At 62.4% G+C, this 19,197-nt stretch carries 18 protein-coding genes; 10 read left to right on the top strand and 8 right to left on the bottom strand.

Features of this window, described 5'->3' with window-relative positions:
* Positions 1-135 precede the first annotated feature (135 nt).
* The 5 genes from serB (at position 136) to B5T_RS02855 (ending at position 6,525) form a co-directional block, all read left to right on the top strand.
* Positions 136-1,365 (top strand): phosphoserine phosphatase SerB, encoded by a 1,230-nt coding sequence (serB, locus tag B5T_RS02875; protein ID WP_014992952.1) that lies wholly within the window; start codon positions 136-138, stop codon positions 1,363-1,365.
* Positions 1,366-1,597: 232 nt separating this feature from the next.
* Complete coding sequence (locus B5T_RS02870; RefSeq protein WP_014992951.1) at positions 1,598-2,173, top strand: sigma-70 family RNA polymerase sigma factor; 576 nt, start codon at positions 1,598-1,600, stop codon at positions 2,171-2,173.
* 2 nt (positions 2,174-2,175) lie between these two features.
* Positions 2,176-3,150 (top strand): FecR domain-containing protein, encoded by a 975-nt coding sequence (locus B5T_RS02865; RefSeq protein ID WP_014992950.1) that lies wholly within the window; start codon positions 2,176-2,178, stop codon positions 3,148-3,150.
* Between the two features lie 99 nt (positions 3,151-3,249).
* Positions 3,250-5,655: a TonB-dependent siderophore receptor gene (locus tag B5T_RS02860; RefSeq protein ID WP_014992949.1), complete on the top strand. Its 2,406-nt coding sequence runs from the start codon at positions 3,250-3,252 to the stop codon at positions 5,653-5,655.
* Positions 5,656-5,664: 9 nt separating this feature from the next.
* Positions 5,665-6,525 (top strand): alpha/beta hydrolase, encoded by an 861-nt coding sequence (locus B5T_RS02855; protein ID WP_014992948.1) that lies wholly within the window; start codon positions 5,665-5,667, stop codon positions 6,523-6,525.
* A 119-nt stretch (positions 6,526-6,644) separates the two neighbouring features.
* Here the strand turns inward: B5T_RS02855 and B5T_RS02850 are convergent, their stop codons facing one another.
* Together B5T_RS02850 and B5T_RS02845 are read right to left on the bottom strand one after the other, a co-directional pair.
* Positions 6,645-8,144 (bottom strand): flavin-containing monooxygenase, encoded by a 1,500-nt coding sequence (locus B5T_RS02850; protein ID WP_014992947.1) that lies wholly within the window; start codon positions 8,142-8,144, stop codon positions 6,645-6,647.
* A gap of 269 nt (positions 8,145-8,413) precedes the next feature.
* Complete coding sequence (locus B5T_RS02845; RefSeq protein WP_014992946.1) at positions 8,414-9,283, bottom strand: CHAD domain-containing protein; 870 nt, start codon at positions 9,281-9,283, stop codon at positions 8,414-8,416.
* 197 nt (positions 9,284-9,480) lie between these two features.
* Between B5T_RS02845 and B5T_RS02840 the strand changes: the two genes are divergently transcribed.
* From B5T_RS02840 to B5T_RS02830, 3 genes are all read left to right on the top strand, one after another.
* A complete protein-coding gene (locus B5T_RS02840; RefSeq protein ID WP_014992945.1) occupies positions 9,481-10,725 on the top strand; it encodes an acyl-CoA dehydrogenase family protein in 1,245 nt (414 codons plus the stop codon).
* Positions 10,726-10,826: 101 nt separating this feature from the next.
* The gene (locus B5T_RS02835) at positions 10,827-11,072 is read left to right on the top strand and encodes a type II toxin-antitoxin system CcdA family antitoxin (protein WP_014992944.1); all 246 of its coding nucleotides are present in this window, start codon (positions 10,827-10,829) and stop codon (positions 11,070-11,072) included.
* A complete protein-coding gene (locus tag B5T_RS02830) occupies positions 11,072-11,389 on the top strand; it encodes a CcdB family protein (protein ID WP_014992943.1) in 318 nt (105 codons plus the stop codon). Before B5T_RS02835 ends, B5T_RS02830 begins: the two co-directional genes overlap by 1 nt.
* A 26-nt stretch (positions 11,390-11,415) precedes the next feature.
* On the opposite strand, the gene B5T_RS02825 is transcribed toward B5T_RS02830, so the two are convergent.
* The 4 genes from B5T_RS02825 to B5T_RS02810 all read right to left on the bottom strand — a co-directional run bounded on the left by B5T_RS02825 (position 11,416) and on the right by B5T_RS02810 (position 15,531).
* A complete protein-coding gene (locus B5T_RS02825) occupies positions 11,416-11,670 on the bottom strand; it encodes a hypothetical protein (protein ID WP_014992942.1) in 255 nt (84 codons plus the stop codon).
* Between the two features lie 336 nt (positions 11,671-12,006).
* Positions 12,007-13,674 (bottom strand): flavin-containing monooxygenase, encoded by a 1,668-nt coding sequence (locus B5T_RS02820; RefSeq protein ID WP_014992941.1) that lies wholly within the window; start codon positions 13,672-13,674, stop codon positions 12,007-12,009.
* A gap of 52 nt (positions 13,675-13,726) precedes the next feature.
* The gene (locus tag B5T_RS02815) at positions 13,727-14,656 is read right to left on the bottom strand and encodes a hypothetical protein (protein WP_014992940.1); all 930 of its coding nucleotides are present in this window, start codon (positions 14,654-14,656) and stop codon (positions 13,727-13,729) included.
* Between the two features lie 29 nt (positions 14,657-14,685).
* Complete coding sequence (locus B5T_RS02810; RefSeq protein WP_014992939.1) at positions 14,686-15,531, bottom strand: SDR family NAD(P)-dependent oxidoreductase; 846 nt, start codon at positions 15,529-15,531, stop codon at positions 14,686-14,688.
* A gap of 119 nt (positions 15,532-15,650) precedes the next feature.
* Between B5T_RS02810 and B5T_RS02805 the strand changes: the two genes are divergently transcribed.
* The gene (locus B5T_RS02805) at positions 15,651-16,262 is read left to right on the top strand and encodes a TetR/AcrR family transcriptional regulator (protein ID WP_014992938.1); all 612 of its coding nucleotides are present in this window, start codon (positions 15,651-15,653) and stop codon (positions 16,260-16,262) included.
* A gap of 103 nt (positions 16,263-16,365) precedes the next feature.
* Here B5T_RS02805 and B5T_RS02800 read toward each other — a convergent pair whose 3' ends face one another.
* Together B5T_RS02800 and B5T_RS02795 are read right to left on the bottom strand one after the other, a co-directional pair.
* Entirely contained in the window at positions 16,366-16,815 is a 450-nt protein-coding gene (locus tag B5T_RS02800) for a DUF2147 domain-containing protein (RefSeq protein ID WP_014992937.1), read from the bottom strand.
* 96 nt (positions 16,816-16,911) lie between these two features.
* Positions 16,912-18,000 (bottom strand): aminotransferase class V-fold PLP-dependent enzyme, encoded by a 1,089-nt coding sequence (locus B5T_RS02795; protein ID WP_014992936.1) that lies wholly within the window; start codon positions 17,998-18,000, stop codon positions 16,912-16,914.
* Positions 18,001-18,243: 243 nt separating this feature from the next.
* On the opposite strand from B5T_RS02795, the gene B5T_RS02790 reads away from it, so the two are divergent.
* Positions 18,244-19,173, top strand: coding sequence for a 2-hydroxyacid dehydrogenase (locus B5T_RS02790; protein WP_041716763.1), 930 nt, complete (start codon positions 18,244-18,246; stop codon positions 19,171-19,173).
* Positions 19,174-19,197 lie beyond the last annotated feature (24 nt).

Genomic DNA, 19,197 nt, shown 5'->3' with positions numbered 1-19,197 from the left:
GGGCGAATCGCGGGGCCGAGTATACCCGTTTAAAGAGCCGTCGGGCTTGCCTCTGGCGCCAAACCGGGCTGCCGCTGGCCGGCGCTTTTTGCTACGCTACGCCGACCTTTTACCCGGGTCCAAGGAACACAACTAGTGCGCGAGATCATTCTGATCCAGGTGTCCGGCAACGACCGGCCTGGCTTGACCGCGGCCTTCACCGCGATACTGGGCCGCTACCAGGTGAACGTACTGGATATCGGCCAGGCGGTGATCCACGACACCCTGTCCCTGGGCATTCTGGTGGAGGTACCACCGGAAGGGGAAGCGTCGCCGCTGCTCAAGGACCTGTTGTTCGAAGCCCACAAACGTAATATTTCGGTGCGGTTCCGTCCCATCGACGAGGACCGCTACGAGGAATGGGTGTCCGGCCAGGGCAAGGACCGTCATATCATCACCCTGCTGTCACGCAAGATCACCGCCGAGCAGTTGGCCGAGGTCACCACCGTGGTGGCCGACAATGGCCTCAACATCGACAGCATGACCCGTCTGTCCGGCCGGGTTCGCCTGGAAGGCGAGCTGGAAAACCCGGACACCCGCGCCTGCGTGGAAATTTCCGTGCGCGGCGAGCCCCGGGACGCGGCGGCCATGCGCGCCGCTTTTCTGTCCATCGCCAACGAACGCAACCTGGATATCGCCTTCCAGCGTGACAGTGCTTTCCGCCGCAATCGGCGGCTGGTGGTGTTCGACATGGACTCCACCCTGATCCGCTCGGAAGTGATCGATGAACTGGCCGCCGAGGCCGGCGTCGGCGAGCAGGTGGCCGCCATCACCGAACGGGCCATGCGCGGCGAGCTGGACTTCAATGAGAGCTTCCGCTCTCGCGTGGCCCTGCTCAAGGGGCTGGACGAAAGCGCTTTGGAACGGGTGCGCGACCGCCTGGAGCTGACCGAAGGGGCCCAGCGCCTGATCCCCACCCTCAAAGCCCTGGGCTACCGCACCGCCATTCTGTCCGGCGGCTTTACCTGGTTCGGCGAATGGCTCAAGCGCACTTTGAACATCGACTACGTTTACGCCAACGAACTGGAAATCGAGGACGGCAAGGTCACCGGCCGGGTGGTGGGCCAGATCGTCAACGGCGAACGCAAGGCGGAACTGCTCAAACAGATCGCCAAGCAGGAAAACATCAACCTGGAGCAGGTTATCGCCGTGGGCGACGGCGCCAACGATCTGCCCATGCTGGGCGCTGCCGGTCTCGGTATCGCCTTCCGTGCCAAGCCGCTGGTGAAGAAGAACGCCGAGCAATCCATCTCCACGCTGGGCCTGGACGGCATCCTCTATCTGATCGGGGTGCGCGACAAGGATCAGGCCGAACTACTGAACTGACCAGAACCCCGCCACACCGGTCGTGGCTCATGAGCCCCCCCACCGCGTCCCACGGCTGGGGCTACGAAGCCGCTGTAGGAGCTTGCCCTGCAAGCGAATTGAGCTCCCGGCCCGAGAGATTCGCTTGCAGGGCAAGCTCCTACAGCTACCTTGTAGTGCTCTCTGAGTCCACGCCCCGATGGGCGAGCACCCCGCAGCAATCCTTGTAATGAGACTGATTCGCGTTTAATGTATGTTTTCAACGCCTGTTCCCAGGCATCGCACTTTCGCCAATCACCTGTCTCTGCCCATGCCCGCCACCGACATCGATTCGTCCCATCTGGCCGAGCTGTATCGTGACCATCATGGCTGGCTACATCTTTGGTTGCGGCGCAAGCTGGGTTGCACCGAGCAGGCCGCCGATATTGCCCAGGACACCTTCGTGCGGGTGCTGGTGCGCGGAAAGCCGGTCACCGACGAAGCGCCGCGGGCTTTTCTCGGCACCATCGCCAAGGGGCTGGTGGTCGATTTCTGGCGCCGCGGCGCTCTGGAAAAAGCCTACCTGGAAGCCTTGGCACAGTTGCCTCGGGAATACGCGCCCTCCGCCGAAACCCGTAACGAGGCCCTGCAAATGCTGGAGCGGGTGGCGGCCATGCTGGACGGCCTGAAGACCCGGGTACGTCGAGCCTTCCTGCTTTATCAGCTGGGCGGCCAGAATCATCGCCAAGTGGCGGAGCAACTGGGCGTCTCCACCCGCACCGCCGAGCGTTATGTGGCCGAAGCCCTGATGCATTGCTACCGGCTGCGCTTCGAACAGGGCGGCGCCTGACCATGCCCCACGACCGGACCCTGCCGGAATCGGTGGTGCACACCGCCATCCAATGGCAATTGCGCCTGGATGGCACCGATGATCGCCAGGCCCTGCGGCGGAGCATCCGCGACTGGTGCGAACGCCATCCCGACCATGCTCTGGCCTGGGAACGTCTGTGCGATCTGCGTGGCGAATTCCGTTCACTGCTGGATACCCTGCCGGACAAGGACATGGCGTTGCCGGTACTGAACAACGCCGGTGCCGATCTGCATCGGCGCCGCGCACTGAAGAGTTTGCTTGCGCTGTTGGTCGGCGTGCCCGGCGGCTGGCTTGCCTACAAGCACTCTCCGCTACACGCCGACTACCGCACCGGGGCCGGTGAACAGCAGCGCCTGACTCTGGACGACGGCACCCACATCCAGCTCAATACCCGCTCGTCCCTGGATGTGCGCTACAGCGACAGCGAGCGGCGCCTGGTGCTGAATCACGGCGAAATGTGGGTGGAAAGCGGAGCGGACTCCGGCTATGCCCTGCCCCGCCCCCTGCGGGTGGAACATCGTTTCGGTCACTGCGAGGCCGGGCAGGCCCGGTTTCTGTTACGGGACCACCAGGGCGATTTCGCCACCCTCTGGGTGGAGCAGGGCGAGGTTATCGCCATCACCGCCACCGGCCAACAGCAGCGTTGCGCCTCCGGTGAGCGCTGGCGGCTGGGCGACTTCGCCATCACTCCGCTGGCCACACCGACGCAGCCGCCAACCGCCTGGACGCGCGGCATGCTGGTGGTGGACAACATGCGCCTGGAAGCATTCGTCGCCGAGCTGGCCCGTTACCGTAGCGGGCACACCGGTTGCGATCCAGCGGTGGCGGATTTACGCCTCTCCGGCGTGTTCCAGTTGGACCATCCCGACGCCTTGATGGATGACCTCGGCCGCCTGCTGCCGGTGGAAGTGGTCTGGCGTACGCCCTGGTGGGTCCGGGTGGTGGCCCGGGCATGACGCCAGGGCGCCATCGGGGGAATAAAAAAGTTTGTCGGTTTTTCCCCCGTCGTTCGGTTAACGGGATGACACGTCCTTAAACGACAACGGAACGACACCATGCTTTTCTCTTTTTCTCATCACTCCGGCGGCCGCCAATGGCGCCGGCACGCCCTGGCTTCCGCGTTTGCACTGGCCCTTTGCGGTCCGGCGCTGGCCGCTGAATCCGTCCAGACACCGGCCCCCGGCGCCCTAAGCGACGTCCGCATTGGCGCCGGCCCGCTGGCGCCCGCGCTGAGCCGGTTCGCCCAGCAGACCGGCATCACCCTCTCCTTTTCCCCGGACCTGGTCAAACAACGGCGCACCCAGGGCCTGCACCAGCCCGCCTCGGTGGCGGAAGCGCTGGCGCAGTTACTGGCCGGCACCGGGCTCACCGTGGAGCAGGGCCGCAGCGGTTATGTGGTGGTGCCTGTTCAACAAGATGCCCGGCCGCACTTACTGGAACCGGTCACCGTGCGGGGGCAACCCGGCGGCGCCAATGGCGTCGCTCCGGTGGACGGCTATCAGGCCCGCTACAGCCGTACCGCCAGCAAAACCGACACCCCTGTTCTGGAAACAGCGCAGAGTATCAGCGTGGTCACCGCCGACCAGATCGCCGACCGCAAAGCCACCAGTGTCGAGGAAGCGGTGGCTTACACCGCCGGGGTCAGTGTCGGCGGCTCCGGCCTGGATCCGCGTTTCGACCAGATCAATGTGCGCGGCTACCCGGCCACTACCAACGCCGACTTCCTGGACGGGCTGCGCCAGCCCAACACCGGCTGGCTGTCCTACTACACCAGTGAACCCTATGCGCTGGAGCGGGTGGAAATTCTCAAGGGCCCCGCTTCGGTGTTGTACGGCCAGATCAGCCCCGGCGGCATGGTCAACCGGGTCAGCAAAAGACCCAGCCTGTCGGCGCGCAAGGAAGTGGAATTGCAGGCCGGTAACAATGATCACCTGCAGGGCCAGTTCGATGTCGGCGGCAAGCTGGACCAGAACGCGGATGTGCTTTACCGGCTGGTCGGTGTCGCCCGTGACGCCGAAACCGATATCGAGCAAATAGACAATGACATCACCCTGCTGGCGCCATCCCTGAGCTGGCGCATCGACGATGACACCCACCTCACGCTGCTGGCGCAGTACAGCGACCGCCTCACCAGCGGCTCGCCGCGGCCCTACCAGCAAGGCGACACCCTGACCCGTTTCTGGCCCGGCGACGAGGATTTCGACAAGCTCGATCAGCAGCAATGGACGCTCGGCTATGAATTCGAGCACGCCTTCACCGATCACGTGCGCCTTCAACACAATCTGCGCTACGGCAACGTTGATACCATCAACCAGTATCTCGGTGTCACCGGCGTCGACAGCAGCGACCCGAATCTGCTGCAGCGATCCAGCTACGGCATTTACGAAACCATGGAGTCGGTGACTTCCGATACCCGTCTGGTCACCGAACTGAGCACCGGCCTGGTCCGGCATACCTTGCTCACCGGTGTCGACTACACCTGGCTGAATTACGACGTGGTCTACGCCTCCGGTCCGGCGCCCTCCATCGACATTGCCAACCCGGACTATCGCCAACCGGTGCCCAAGCCCACCACCGGCACGGTGTTTACCGATCAAACCGGGACCTCCCACCGCGGCGGTCTGTACCTGATGGATCAAATGGCGCTCGATAACTGGCGCCTGTCCGCCGGGATCCGCCAGGACTGGAGCGCCACCGACAAGAAAAACCATCTCGCCGGCAGCCACGACAAAAGCCACAACGACAAAACCACCGGTCAGGCCGGCGTCCTCTATCTGTTCGATTCCGGCGTTGCCCCCTACGCCAGCTACGCCCAGTCCTTCCTCCCCGAGAACGGCGCCAACCTCTACGGTGAGGACTACAAACCCACCGAGGGCGAACAGTTCGAACTGGGCGTGAAATACCAGCCGCCGGGCAGCCGCACCCTGCTCACCGCGTCGGTTTATCAACTCACCCAAACCAACGTGCTCACCCGTGATCCCGACAATGCACTGAATCATCTGCAAACCGGCGAGGAGCGTTCCCGGGGTGTCGAACTGGAAGCGGTTTCCGACATCAACGAGGCGCTGCGCATGACCGCGAGCTATGCGTTCAACGACGCCGAGGTGACCAAAAGCAATGACGGCGACGAAGGCAAGGATCCGATCAACCGGCCCCGCCATCTGGCCAGCCTGTGGCTGGAGTATCGCCAGTACGGCGGCGTTCTGGATGGCCTCGGCGTGGCCGGCGGCGCCCGCTATGTGGGCAGCAGCTACAGCGACAGCAATAACGACGACAAGAACGAGGCCTACACGCTGGTGGATCTCGGCGCCCACTATGATCTGCACGGCGCACTCGCTGGCTTCCGTATCGGCGTCAACGCCAAAAATGTGTTCGACAAACAATACATCGCCTGCGAGGCCGGCTACTGCTATCGCGGCGAAGGCCGCAGCGTGATCGGCAGCGTCAGCTATCGCTGGTAGGAGCACCCCATGTCTGTTGTTTTTATTCTCCGCGGTGGCTTGATCGCCCTGCTCTGCTGCACCGGGCTGGTAGCGTTAAACGCCTCCGCCGGCGACACTCCGGTAACCTTGAGCGGCACTCGGGAATGGCGGCTCACCAATACCGAGGGGCACCCGTACCGCATCATGATCAGCGAACCGGAAGGGGAACTGCCCTACACCGGCGGCTATCCGGTGCTGTATGTACTGGACGCCAACGCCTATTTCGCATCGCTGCACGAAGCAAAACGGGCGCAAAAGGCGTACCGGAAGGCCATCATTGTCGGCATCGGTTACCCCGGCGATAAACCGCTCAACTTCCTGCGCCGTTCCTATGATTTTTCACCACCGGTTCCCGAGGATCGCAATGACCCGCCCCAGGGCGGCCAGGATCAATTGCTGGATTTCATTGAGCGGACTCTGATGCCAAAAGTAGCGAAGCACTACACCGTGGACGAGGATCAACAAAGCCTCTATGGCCATTCATTTGGCGGCATGTTCGCGGTTTACGCGCTGTTCACCCGGCCGGGGCTGTTCGATCACATCGTTTCCGCCAGCCCCAGCCTGTGGTGGCACGATCAATATCTGTTGCCACCGGAGCGGCGTTTCATCAAACAGGTGATGGATCGAAAGATCGATGTCACGCATACCAGTCTGGCGTTGATCGTGGCGGAGCGGGATTCGCCTCAGGAAGTGCAAAACACCGTGGCGCTGCAAAAGCGATTGCAACCACTATCCGCGCAGGGGCTGCGCAGCAGCGTCACCGTGATCGAGAACGAGGATCACATGTCGGTGCCGTTCCGCATCGAGAACCGGGTGTTACGCGAAGTGCTGACCGCGCGGCGGCGGTAAGCGTTAAAACCTCTGTAGGAGCTTGCCTTGCAAGCGAATTCCCGGGGAGCTGGGGAGCGAACCAATTCGCTTGCAAGGCAAGCTCCTACAGCGGCTTCGTAGCCCTCTTTGTGGGAGTATCAGCTTCGCAGCATCGCCAGCAAACCACCACGACGGCGGCTGGCCGGGGCCGGCGAGAACTCCAGGGTGTCGTCATCGATGCGCCCGAACCGTAACGCCGGCAGATCCTTGAAGTAGTTGTTCAGCACCTGCCAGGGCGCCTTGCTGCCCTGGCGGGGCAGGCGATCGGCGGCGCGCTGCACATAGCCGGATTGCAGGCCGACGAAATTATCGTCGGTATCGCAGCCTTCCTCGTCACGCGCCGTCACCCGTTCAATACCATTGCGCGCCATATGGTTGAGCAGGCGGCACACGTACTCGCTGACCAGGTCCGCTTTCAGGGTCCAGGAGGAATTGGTGTAGCCGAACACCAGCGCCATGTTGGGCACGTCACGCAGCATCAGTCCGCGATACACCAGGGTGTCCTTGGGCACTACGTCTTCGCCGTCCACGGTCAGGCTGGCGCCGCCCAGCAGCTGCAGGTCCAGACCGGTGGCGGTGATGATGATGTCGGCTTCCAGTTCCTTGCCGGATTTCAGACGGATGCCGTTCTCGGTGAAGGTATCGATATGATCGGTCACCACGTCCGCCATGCCCTTGCGCAGCACCTTGAACAAATCGCCGTTGGGGACCGCGCACAGGCGTTCGTCCCAGGGGTTGTACTGGGGCTTGAAGTGGGTCATGTCGAACTCGGAGCCCAACTGACGGCGGGCGGCGGCCAGCAAGGCGCGACGCACCAGCCTCGGCCGCTGCTTGGACAGCTTGAACACCATGCGTTGCAGCGCGATATTGCGCGCCCGGGCCAGACGGTACACCGCCATTTCCGGCAGGAACCGGCGCAGATTGACGGAGATCGGGTCTTCCTGCGGTACCGTGGCCACGTAGGTGGGCGAGCGCTGCAGCATGGTGATGCTGCCCGCTTTCTCCGCCATCGCCGGTACCAGCGTCACGGCGGTGGCGCCACTGCCGATCACCACCACTTTCTTGCCGGAGTAATCCAGGTCCTCGGGCCATTTCTGCGGATGGATCAGTTGACCTTTGAAGTCGTCCACGCCGGGGAAGTCCGGGGTATAGCCGGCATCGTAGTTGTAGTAACCGGTGCAGCAATACAGGAACTGGCAGGTGACCTGCTCGGCACTGCCGTCTTCCTCGCGGACCAGGTCCACGGTCCAGCGGTTCCGTGATGAGGACCAGCGCGCGCCGGTCATCTTGCGGCCGTAGCGGATTTTGTCCTCGACCTTGTGTTCCTTGGCGGTGTCGACGATGTAGTTGCGGATCGACGGCCCGTCCGCCAGCACCTTGGCTTCGGTCCAGGGACGGAAGTTATAGCCCAGGGTGAACATGTCCGAGTCGGAACGGATCCCCGGATAACGAAACAGGTCCCAGGTGCCCCCCATGCGCTCACGACGCTCGATGATGGCGTAGCTGCGCTCCGGGCATTGGCGGCTCAAATGACAGGCGGCGCCGATACCGGACAGACCGGCGCCAATAATCAGAACATCGAAGTGGTTGTTGGACATGATTCTCTCCGCCGAATGGGCTGAGCCGTCCTCCTCGCGCGGGCGGGGCAGCGGCTCGTGACATTGGCCCATAATGCGGGTATCCCAAGGGGGACCGGAAGGTCGGATGGTGCCGAATCATCGGCGCTACGGCCAAGCGGGTGGCCCAATCGGGGCGCTGCGGCCAATGTCCATGACATTGGCCGATGTAAAGGATGTTTGCGCCATCAGGACGCCGGAACCGGACCGGCGCCGGAGTCATTCCGACCGCCGATCACCCCGGAGAAAGCTCAGGCGGGAAGGGAAAGTTGTTCCAGAGCCTGCCGCAGCATTTTCGGCTTCAGTTCAAACACACGGCGGGTACGCTGCCGGCACTCCGTCATCACCCTCTCTTCGCGACGGGCCGCCAGTTGGCGCGCACAGACCAAGGCTTCGCGGAGTTCCGCATCCCCGGTTTTCTTGAGGCGACGTTTGAGTTGATCTCCAAGCATATGCAGATCGTGCAAGTCACCGAGCTGGCTGCCCAACTTGCGGACCCGTTTTATATCCACCTCGGCGTCCGCCAGCGTGCCACCCAGCGGCTCCAGTTGATACTGCAGGTATTTCACGTCACGGCGCAGGCGGTGCCAGTCCTCGTCCTTGCCTTCGGACAGCGTCTCCAGAGCCTGCTGACGTAAATGCCGGTACAGAGTGACGTAACCCTTACGGATTACATCCTGATCATCCCCCTTGCGCTTAAGCGCCTGCCAGGCGTCCAGGTCTTCCTGGAACACCAGCGGCAGCGCGTCCGGAACCGGCGGCGCCACCGGATCGCTTTGCTCCTCCGCCAGCCAGGCAATCACCCGCTCCAGGGCTTCCAGCTCATAATCCCGCCGCGTGGTCTGCTTCAACGCGGTCAATGTCTCCTCGGTGACCTGGCGATCACGGGAAGCGGCCAGCAGCTTGGCGCCGGCACGCAGCGCCTTATCCTGTTTCTGCGCGCGCTTGCTCTCACCCTGGGTGGACATTAGTTGCCACAACGCGCGCTGCCGCTTGATCAGCACGCGCAGGGAATGGACCTGTTCCGGTGTCAATTGCTGTTGATCCATCAACGATGCAAGGGCCTGACAATCCTGGTCACAGGCCACGGCCACCAGCCGTTCCAACATGGGGGAACTCATGGATACCTCCGGGGAGTGCAAAAAGCCGCTCGATTATGGCAGGCCCCCGGCGGGATTACCGTGACAAGGAGATGACAGTGACCGCCGTACCTGCCAGCCAGTAGGTCACACTCTGCCCGCCAGTTTCTTGACCGTCATCAAAAGACCCGCCGCCCCGCCGCCCTAGGCTGAAGGGTCCAATCAGCGAGGAGCGCCCCATGGAGTTCGAATTCTCCGAATACAGCCGCCAGGTCCAGGACGTGATGCACCAGTTCATGCAACGCCGGGTGCTGCCCCGCAACGCGGAATGGCACCGGCTGGCCAACGCCGGAGAATACCCTCTCCCGGTGATTGATCCGCTCAAGCGCCAGGCCCGGGAAGACGGCCTGTGGAATCTGTTCCTGCCGGAACTGCGCGAGGAAGAATCCGGTACCCGTCTGGACAATCTGGACTACGCGCCGCTGGCGGAAATCATGGGACGCATCCCGTGGGCCGCGGAAGTGTTCAACTGCAGCGCTCCGGACACCGGCAACATGGAGTTACTGCACCGCTTCGCCACCCCGGCGCAGTACCACCGCTGGCTGCGCCCCCTGCTGGAAGGCGAGGTGCGATCCTGTTTCGCCATGAGCGAGCCGGACGTGGCCTCCTCCGACGCCACCAACATCGCCACCACTCTGCGCCGGGATGGCGATCACTATGTACTGGACGGCCGCAAATGGTTCATCACCGGCGCCGCCCACCCCCGCTGCGATTTCGCCATCGTACTGGCGCGCTGCGATGACCATGACGGCAGCGGCCCCCACCACCAGCATTCCATGATCATGGTGCCTCTCAATACCCCGGGCGTGAGCGTGGAACGCAACATTCCCATCCTGCAGCACCACTCCCCGGAAGGTCACTGCGAGTTGTTGTTTCGTCAGGTGCGGCTGCCCGCCGAGTTCCTGCTTGGCGAGCCCGGCGCCGGCTTCGCCATGGCCCAGGCCCGGCTCGGCCCGGGCCGCGTGCACCACTGCATGCGCACCATCGGGCAATGCGAACTGGCCCTGGAGATGATGTGCGAGCGGGCGCTGGAACGGCGCGCCTTCGGCAAGTTCCTGTGCGATTTCGACAACATCCGCGACTGGATCGCCGAGAGCCGGCTGGAGATCGACCAGGCCCGTTTGCTGGTTCTTCAGGCGGCCTGGCGGATGGACCGCCACGGCAACCCGGCCGCCAGGGTGGCGGTATCCGCCATCAAGGTGGTGGCCGCGCGCCTGCAGACCCGGGTACTGGACCGGGCCATGCAGATCTTCGGTGCCATGGGCCTCAGCCCCGATACACCGCTCGCCTATCTGTGGACCTGGGGCCGCGCCCTGCGCTTCATGGACGGCCCGGATGAAGTGCACCTGCGTACCGTGGCCCGGGAAGAACTGCGCCGGGCCCGGGAGAATCGCGGCGCCACGGCGGTGTATTTCACGCTGTGATGCCTGGCGACGGCAGAGCGCTCCGCGGTTAGCGGCTTGTATGCGCATTGTGGTGCGCATACACTTCGGGGACGTTACCCACAGCGCTCATGGAGGCTGCAATGCACGAAATCTACGACACCACGGCCCCCAAAAAAGCAGCCAATTTGTCCATCAACAGCGATCTTCTCAACAAGACCCGGGCCCTCAATATCAATCTGTCGGCCACTTTGGAGAGAGCACTCAGGGAGGAACTGGCCCGACACGAAAGCGCCCGCTGGGTCGAAGAGAACCGGGCAGCAATCACGAAGTATAACGAGAGCGTTGAACAGCACGGCTGTTTCGGAGACGAATTCCGGGAATTCTGATGGCCCAGTTCGATGTTTACCACAACCCGAACCATACCAGCAGAGCCCTCTACCCCTACCTGGTGGATATACAGAGTCCCATTCTGGCGGATCTGGCCACGCGTATCGTCATTCCGTTGGCCAAGCGCTCGGCCTTTGGCGACCAGCCCATGCGGGGACTGACCCCGGAAATCCATTTTGAAGATGAAGTGCTACTGTTGCTGACGCCCCAGATTTCTTCCCTGCCGGTGAGGCGTCTCGATGCCCCTGTCGGTTCCCTTGTGCATTTCAGGAACAGCATTATCGCGGCCCTGGATTTCGCGGTTACCGGTATTTAGCGTTAAACGTTAATGGGACATTCGAATCAGGTGAACTGGTCGATGTGCGTTTCCCGCCGACAATGGTGGCAGCGGAAGAACGAAATTTCCCGCAGGGATTCCGGAGCGCCGTCGTTCCTGAAATCACGGCGATAGGAGGTGGGCCCCCGATCCCAGGCGCGGGATTGCTCGTGGCGTTCGATCAGACTCCGATGGTTGTCCGCGCAACCGACCAACTCACACCAATCACCACAACACAGAGGCCAGTCGAACCCCTGCAGAAACAGCGGAATCTCCGGCAACTGCTGAAACTCCCGCCATAGCCGCCGCGAATCGGAGAGTATACGTAAACCGTTTATAGCCCTCGACCACACCTTGGCGAACCTCTGCGCCGATTCGCCGTGCCACAAACCTGGCGACAAGGCCGCTGTAGGAGCTTGCCCTGCAAGCGAATCTTTTAGCCGAGAACCCATTCGCTTGCAGGGCAAGCTCCTACAGCGGCTTCGTAGCTCAGGCAGAGGCGAAGCGAAGGGTTTCAGAGCTCGTGGAGAGCCGGCCTCAGTGTTCCAGGACCGTGCTTCTCCCGTGTCCTGGAACGCTGACCGCCGGCTCTCCCTCCCTGATAAGAGTCCCCCGCCTCACGCGCTCCCGGTTTGCGGCACCCGCCGATAGTGCTGATCCACGAACCGGGCCATCTGACGGCGGTACTGGCTGGCGAAGCCCGGGTACATGGTGGCGTTATAGCCATCTTCCGTCAGGTACCAGCTTTTACACCCGGAGTTCCAGTTGGTCCTGGCCAGCCGCTTTTGCAAATGGCGATTATGGCGCTGCTGAACACTCTCGCGCACGTCCAGGATCTTCAGGTCATGGTCGAGAATGCGGCGAATTCCCGCCACCGCATAGTCCAGTTGCGCTTCCATATAAACCAGCGCCGAATTATGACCGGGACCGGAGTTGGGTCCGAAGGTAAAGAACAGGTTCGGATAGCCGGCCACACTGACGCTCTTGTAGGCCCGCGCGCCGCCGGACCACTCCTCTCCCAGCTCACGGCCATTGAGACCGCGGATCGGGAACGGCGTGCCGCTCTTGGGCACATCAAAACCGGTGGCGAAGACGATGCAATCGAATTGGTGTTCGATGCCGTCACAGGTGCGGACACCGTTCTCGGCGATGCGGGCGATGGGCCAGGTGATCAGATCCACATTGTCCCGTTGCAGGGCCGGATAGTAATCGTTGGAGAGCAAAACCCGTTTGCAGCCGATGCGGAAATCCGGCGTCAATTGCCGGCGCATCCAGTCGTCCTTCACCTGGCTACGCAGGTGCATCAGGCTGAGCCGCTCCGCCAGGCGCGTCAGCGGCGAATTCCAGATTACCGCCAGCGCCATGGTTTCATGCGTCCAGTACAGCGCCTGGCGCATGGCCTTACGAGTCAGCGGCAGTTTCTCGAACAGCGCTTTGTTCCAGTCCGGAGTGGCGTAATCCGGGCGCGGAATCACCCAGGCCGGAGTGCGTTGAAACACCTTCAGGGAACCGGCGGTTTTCGCCAGTTCCGGAACGATCTGCACGGCGCTGGCACCGGTGCCGATCACCGCCACCCGCTTGCCGGAGAAATCGTAATCGTGATCCCAGCGGGCACTGTGGAGGCGCTTGCCTTTAAAGTCGCTCAGACCTTCGATGTCCGGGAAGCTGGCATTGGACAGCGGCCCCTGGGCCATGACCACCGCCCGCGCCTGCCAGACATCACCCTGGCGGGTATCCACACGCCATTGGCCTTTTGTTTCATCGAAGCGCGCATCGGTAACGTCCTGCTGAAAGCGGATCTTGTCACGCAAGCCGTACTGTTTCACCAGGTGCTCGATGTAACCCAGGATCTCGTCACTGCCGGAAAAATGCCGAGACCAATGCGGATTCGGCGCGAAGGAGTAGGAATACAGGTGAGAAGGAATGTCGCAGGCGGCGCCCGGATAGGTGTTGTCGCGCCAGGTGCCGCCCACCGTGTCGGCACGCTCCAACAGCACGAAATCATCCACGCCGGCCTGACGAAGCCGAATGGCCATGCCCAGACCGGCGAAACCGGCACCCACGATCACCACGGATGCCTTCTTCACCGTAACGCGTTTGGTTTTGGCGGCGCTGCGGCGGCTGGATTTGGCGGCCGTGGCTTTCTTCCTTGCCGTGGTTTTACGCTTCACGGCGGCTTTCTTCGCCGCCGGCCTGGCCGCCGTCTTGCGAGTGGCGACCTTTTTCTTTTTCGCCGCTGGAGCCGGCGCGGTAGTGTCCTGATTCTGCTGGTTCTCGTTGCTCATGACGATCCGTTTAATGTGTCAGACAATCGGATAGTGGATAGCCCATCGGGGCTCAGGCGGTGGGCCGGTAGCTGATGCCCTTGACCCAGGTGGGCACTCGCGAGGGCATGAGCCGCTCGGGAATGTAATCCGTCAACCGGACCATCAGATCCACCGGTGCGTGATAAGCACGGTTTTCACGGTTCACCACCATACGGCCGTGGCGACTGATGATCTGATACCAGGGGTTGCGGCGCCCCTGAGCGGTGCGTCCGCCGATGCGCTCGAACTTTTTCATGCAGGCGTAGAGCTTTTCTTCGCTCAGCCCCATGGCCACCACGTTGTCACGCATGCGATTCAGCAGCGGCACATAGGACGCGATGCCGAGAATCAGACGTGGATCGAGCACCGTGGCCACGGTTTTCAATGCCTTGATATAGAGATCGCCACGCCCCTGCATTTCCAGAACGTGGAAGCCGACGCCCAGATGCCGGGATTCATCATCGTTGATGCGGGCAAACGCCTGATGACATACCGGATCGTCCACGGTATCCAGCAGGAAGGTGCACAGCGCGCCGTCCAGGGCGATCTCCAGCATCGGGATCACCGACCCCAGTACTTCCAGCGGCATGTCATCGCTGTATTTATCCAGCCACTGGATCACCAGCTTCAGGTTCTTGTTCGGTTCCGGCAGTTCATCACCATCCAGCATGCCCCACCGTTTCATCAGTGCCATTTCCGCGTTGGCGTGGCGCTGCTCCTCGGCGTGGAAATAGGTATAGATTTGCTTGAGGGTGTCATCGGGCGCCTTCTTGGCCATGGCGGCGAAACCGCGGGCGCCGACGTGCTCGATCCACATCAGGTCGGCCATGAACGCTTTCAGTTTCGGCCACTGCTCTTCGGTGATCAGATCCGCGCCAGGGGCGTCCCAGTCGATGTCCGCCAGTGCCCATTGGTTGCTCTTCACCTTGGCCAGCATTTTGTCCAGATCGATATTCGCCATCTTGGATCTCCTATGACTAAGTACGCCGGTTATTGGGCGGGTTTTGCCTTGAGCTTTTCGCTGGCCAGCCTGCCGAGCAGGCTGGCGCCACGGGTGTAGGTCACCGGCAGGAAGCGTTTGGCACGCCAGATCAGCCGGGCGTCGAATTGCGGCATGACGTAGAAGCGCCCTCGATCAAGGGCCTTCAGAGTGGTGGCCGCCACGCTCTCGGCGGAGACACCGGTGAGCGAGACAATCCGGTCCATGAACGGGGTAAGTGCCTGGTCGATGCGACCGGCGCTGAAGATGTTGGTTTTCACCACGGTGGGACACAGAGCGGTCACGCGCAGACCGCTGCCGGCGTTTTCCGCCGCCAGGGTTTCCGATAGCGCCAGTACCGCGGCCTTGCTGGTGTTGTAGGCGCCCATGCGCGGCGCGGCGGCGAAGCTGGCGGTGGAACAGACATTGATGATCCCCGCCTCCGGCAACTCACGTAGAAGCGGCGTGAACACGTGGCAGCCGTGGATCACACCCCACATATTCACATCCAGCACCCACTTCCAGTCCGCCATCAACATATCGCCGATGGCCTTGCCGCCGGCGCCGACACCGGCGTTGTTGATCACCAGATTGGGAGACTCGCCGAACCAGTCGACGGCCTCGGCGGCAAGACGTTCCACCGCGGCCAGATCGGACACGTCGCAGGACACGGCCAGACCGTGACCGCCGGCCCGCTCGATGACCGCCACGGTATCCTCGGCGGCGGCCACATTCAGATCGGCGCAGACCACGCGTCCTCCGCGCTCAGCCAAGGCCAGCGCGAACGCACGACCAATGCCGCTACCCGCTCCGGTTACCACCGCGCGGGCGCCATGGGATAAATGTTGTTGGGGCATGCCGGCTCCTCGCGACAACGATGACAAATTGACCGTCACATTCAGTAATGGCAAATTAAACCGACTGTTTGTTCGGATTCAATTCGGATTCCCGCCGCTACCGCCAATAAGGAGCTCAGATGCCACGCACGCCCCGCCAGCCGCGCGCCAAAGCCACCGCCAATGCCATTGTCGAGGCCGGCTTCCTGTCCTTGTCGGAGCACGGTGTGCAAGGCACCACCACCCGCCATATCGCGGATCTGGCGGGAGTGAGCGTTGGCTCACTTTATGAATACTTCGCCAATAAGGAGGAGGTACTCGAAGCCATGCATCACCACATGGTGGCGGAGGTGGTGGCCATGGTGGAGCCGATGACGCCGACGCTGGTGAAGATGGAAATCCGCGACCTGATCAAGGAACTGTTGTTCGGGTTCCGGGACCTGCTGGAAAAAAACGACGGCCGCTACCTGCGTTACATGAGCTACGCCGCCTACTTCGCGCCCCGCAATCACATGGAGCCGATCCAGCGGCTGCTGATGAACCTGCTACTGCAGTATGTGATTCATCACCCGCAACTGGCGCGTCTGGGCAATCTGCCGGCGATGGGCTACATCATGATCAATGGCGGTGTCTTCACGGTGCTGCGCTATCTGAGCGAACCCAATCCCACCATCGGTTTCGAGGAGCTGGTCAAAGGGCTGGGCGACATGGTCGCGCACTTCGTGGAAGGGGAATTGAGGAAGGAGGGTTAACCGGAGTACGAAGCCGCTGTAGGAGCCAGCCCTGCTGGCGAATAGGGCCAGGAGAAAAATTCGCCAGCAGGGCTGGCTCCTACAGCTACTAAAGATCCGAGCACTACTGCAGGAATTCCTTCTGCACGTGCGGCGCGCTTTCATCGATGCGCTGCCAGGTCTGGCTGCGGCCAAGCAGGCTGACGCCAATGTAACCGCGCACCTTCAGGGTATCCTGATCCTTCAGTTCAGCACTCAGATCGTAGGTTTTGCCGTTATCCGGCGAATAGACCTTACCATCGTCCCAACGGTCGTCGCCGTCGTACTTCAGCCCGGTGACCACATCCACGCCGAGCAGGCGGCGGCCACGCAATTTCTCATCGGGGTTCTCGTTGTCGTAACGGTGCACGCCGTCCCGGGAACCCACCGCGGTACCCACCCAGGTGTCGCCTTGCTGGTGAATATAGACGTAGCCGCCGTCTTCCGTTTCCCAAATACCCTGGATCGCATCAGCGCCGGCGTAGGCATACACACTCATGAGCAGCAAAACACTGCTGGCCAGGACTTTCAGCATAGTGGAACCTCCGCACGCGTATACAAAGTGCGAGAAAGGGTATACCAATTACGCCAACTTGTCCTTGCGCGACATCATGATTACCGCATCGGATCGTTAAATGTTGTCCAACGCCTCGGCCAAACGCCGCACCGCCCGGTCCACATCGCCCAGTTTGTCCAGGCCGAACAGGCCCACGCGGAAGGTCTTGAACCCGGCCGGTTCATCACACATCAGCGGCACACCGGCGGCGGTCTGCAAGCCCTCGGCGATGAACTTGCTGCCGTTATGCATCCCGTCGTCCTCGGTGTAGCACACCACCACACCCGGCGCTTCGAATCCCGGCGCCGCCACGCTGGTCAGTCCCCGTTCCGCGAACAGCTCCCGCACCCGGCGTCCCAGCTCCCACTGTTTCTCGCGGACCGCCTCAAAGCCGGCGTCCCGGGTTTCCAGCATGGCATCGCGGAATTTGCGCAAGGCGTCGGTGGGCATGGTGGCATGGTAGGCGTGTCCGCCGTTTTCATAGGCTTCCATGATCCGCCGCCATTTGAGCAAATCCATGGCGAAGCTGGTGCTTTGTGTCTCCTCCAGACGTCTGGCCGCCTCTTCACCGAACATCACCAGGGCGCTGCACGGCGAGGAGCTCCAGCCTTTTTGCGGCGCGCTGATCAGGATGTCGACACCGTTGGCGGCCATATCCACCCACAAAGTCCCCGAGGCAATGCAGTCCAGGACAAACAGGCCGCCATGCTCGTGCACCGCGGCGGCCACGGCTTGCAGGTAGTCATCCGGTAACAGCAAGCCAGCGGCGGTTTCCACGTGAGGGGCGAACACCAGATCCGGCTTTTCGCCGCGAATACGCGCCACCACTTCGTCAATGGGGGGCGGGGCGAACGGCGCCTGGGGCTGATCGGACACCATCCGCGCCTTCATCACGATCTCCTCGGCGGGAATCGCGCCCATCTCGAAGATCTGGCTCCAGCGATAGCTGAAAAATCCGTTCCGGATTACCAGCACCTTCTTGCCGGTGGCGAATTGACGGGCCACTGACTCCATGCCGTAACTTCCCCCTCCGGGCACCACCGCCACCGAGGCGGCGTTGTAGACCTGCCGCAGGGTCCCGGAAATATCCCGCATGACCGCCTGGAAGGCCTGGGACATATGGTTCAGGGAGCGGTCGGTGAAGACCACGGAATACTCCAGCAAGCCCTCCGGGTCGACCTCGTCTGCCCGCTCTGCTCTCCGTTCCGCTCCCCGTTCTGATATGGGCCGTTCAGACACAAGCTCTCTCCGCTATCGTTATGCAACAGCCCCTCGTTATAGAGCATTCGGCGGGCGGACGGAACCTTTGATCCTTTCCCCAGGACCGGTTCGCCCGCGCTGTACCCGATCCCCACTTCCCCTACAATGGAAACCCTCTTGTCCTATTGCCGCCAAAGGGAAACCATCATGACCACTCTGGACATCAAGACCCTTGCCCTGCCCACCTCCTGGCATATGGATACCGTGCAGGATGTGGCGGGACCGTTACGGCTGGTGAAGTGGGACCTGCGCGACGACCCACCGATACCGGCTCGGGAGATCGACGCGGTGGTGTTCCATCATCCCGCCGGCAAGGCCGGGCTGGCACGGCTGGGGCAACTCCCCAATCTGAAACTGGTACAGACTCAATCCACCGGATATGACGGCTTCGTCGAGGCCGCCGGCGGCGCCACCGTGGCCAACGCCTATGGCCTGCACGCGGAAGCCACCGCCGAACTGGCGTTGGGCCTGATCCTGGCGGGCCAGCGGTCACTCTTTGATTTTGCCGTGGATCAAAAAGCCCATCGCTGGGCACCGAAACAAACACCGGGACTGGTGGACCGCACCGTGCTGATCATCGGCGCTGGCGGTATCGGCCGCGCCATCGCCGAACGACTGCTGCCATTCGGTGTGACGTTGCTGCGGGTGGGACAGAGAGCCCGGGAAGACGATCTGGGCGTCATCCGGTCCAACAGCGAACTGCCGGCACTGCTGCCGCAAGCGGACATCGTGGTGCTGATCACCCCGCTCAACGACGCCACCCACCATCTGGTGAACGCCGATTTTCTGGCGCGGCTACCCGATGGCGCACTGGTGGTGAATGTGGCACGAGGCCCGGTGGTGGACACCGATGCCCTGCTGGCGGAACTGCAAAGCGGACGGCTGCGCGCCGCCCTGGATGTGGTGGAGCCGGAGCCCCTGCCCGGGGATCATCCTCTGTGGGACGCGCCGAACACCCTGATCACACCGCACGTGGGGGGGCGCAGCGAGGCACTGAAACCCCGGCTGTCGGCGTTCCTGCGCGACCAGGTGGGGCGGATCGCGCGGGGTGAGCCACTGTTGAATATAGTGAGTTGAAGATAAAGACGCTGGCACGCGTGC

It is taken from the genome of Alloalcanivorax dieselolei B5 (assembly GCF_000300005.1).
GTDB lineage: Bacteria > Pseudomonadota > Gammaproteobacteria > Pseudomonadales > Alcanivoracaceae > Alloalcanivorax > Alloalcanivorax dieselolei.
Note: the sequence above shows the minus strand (reverse complement) of the source record. Positions and strands in the feature narration are given on the sequence as shown.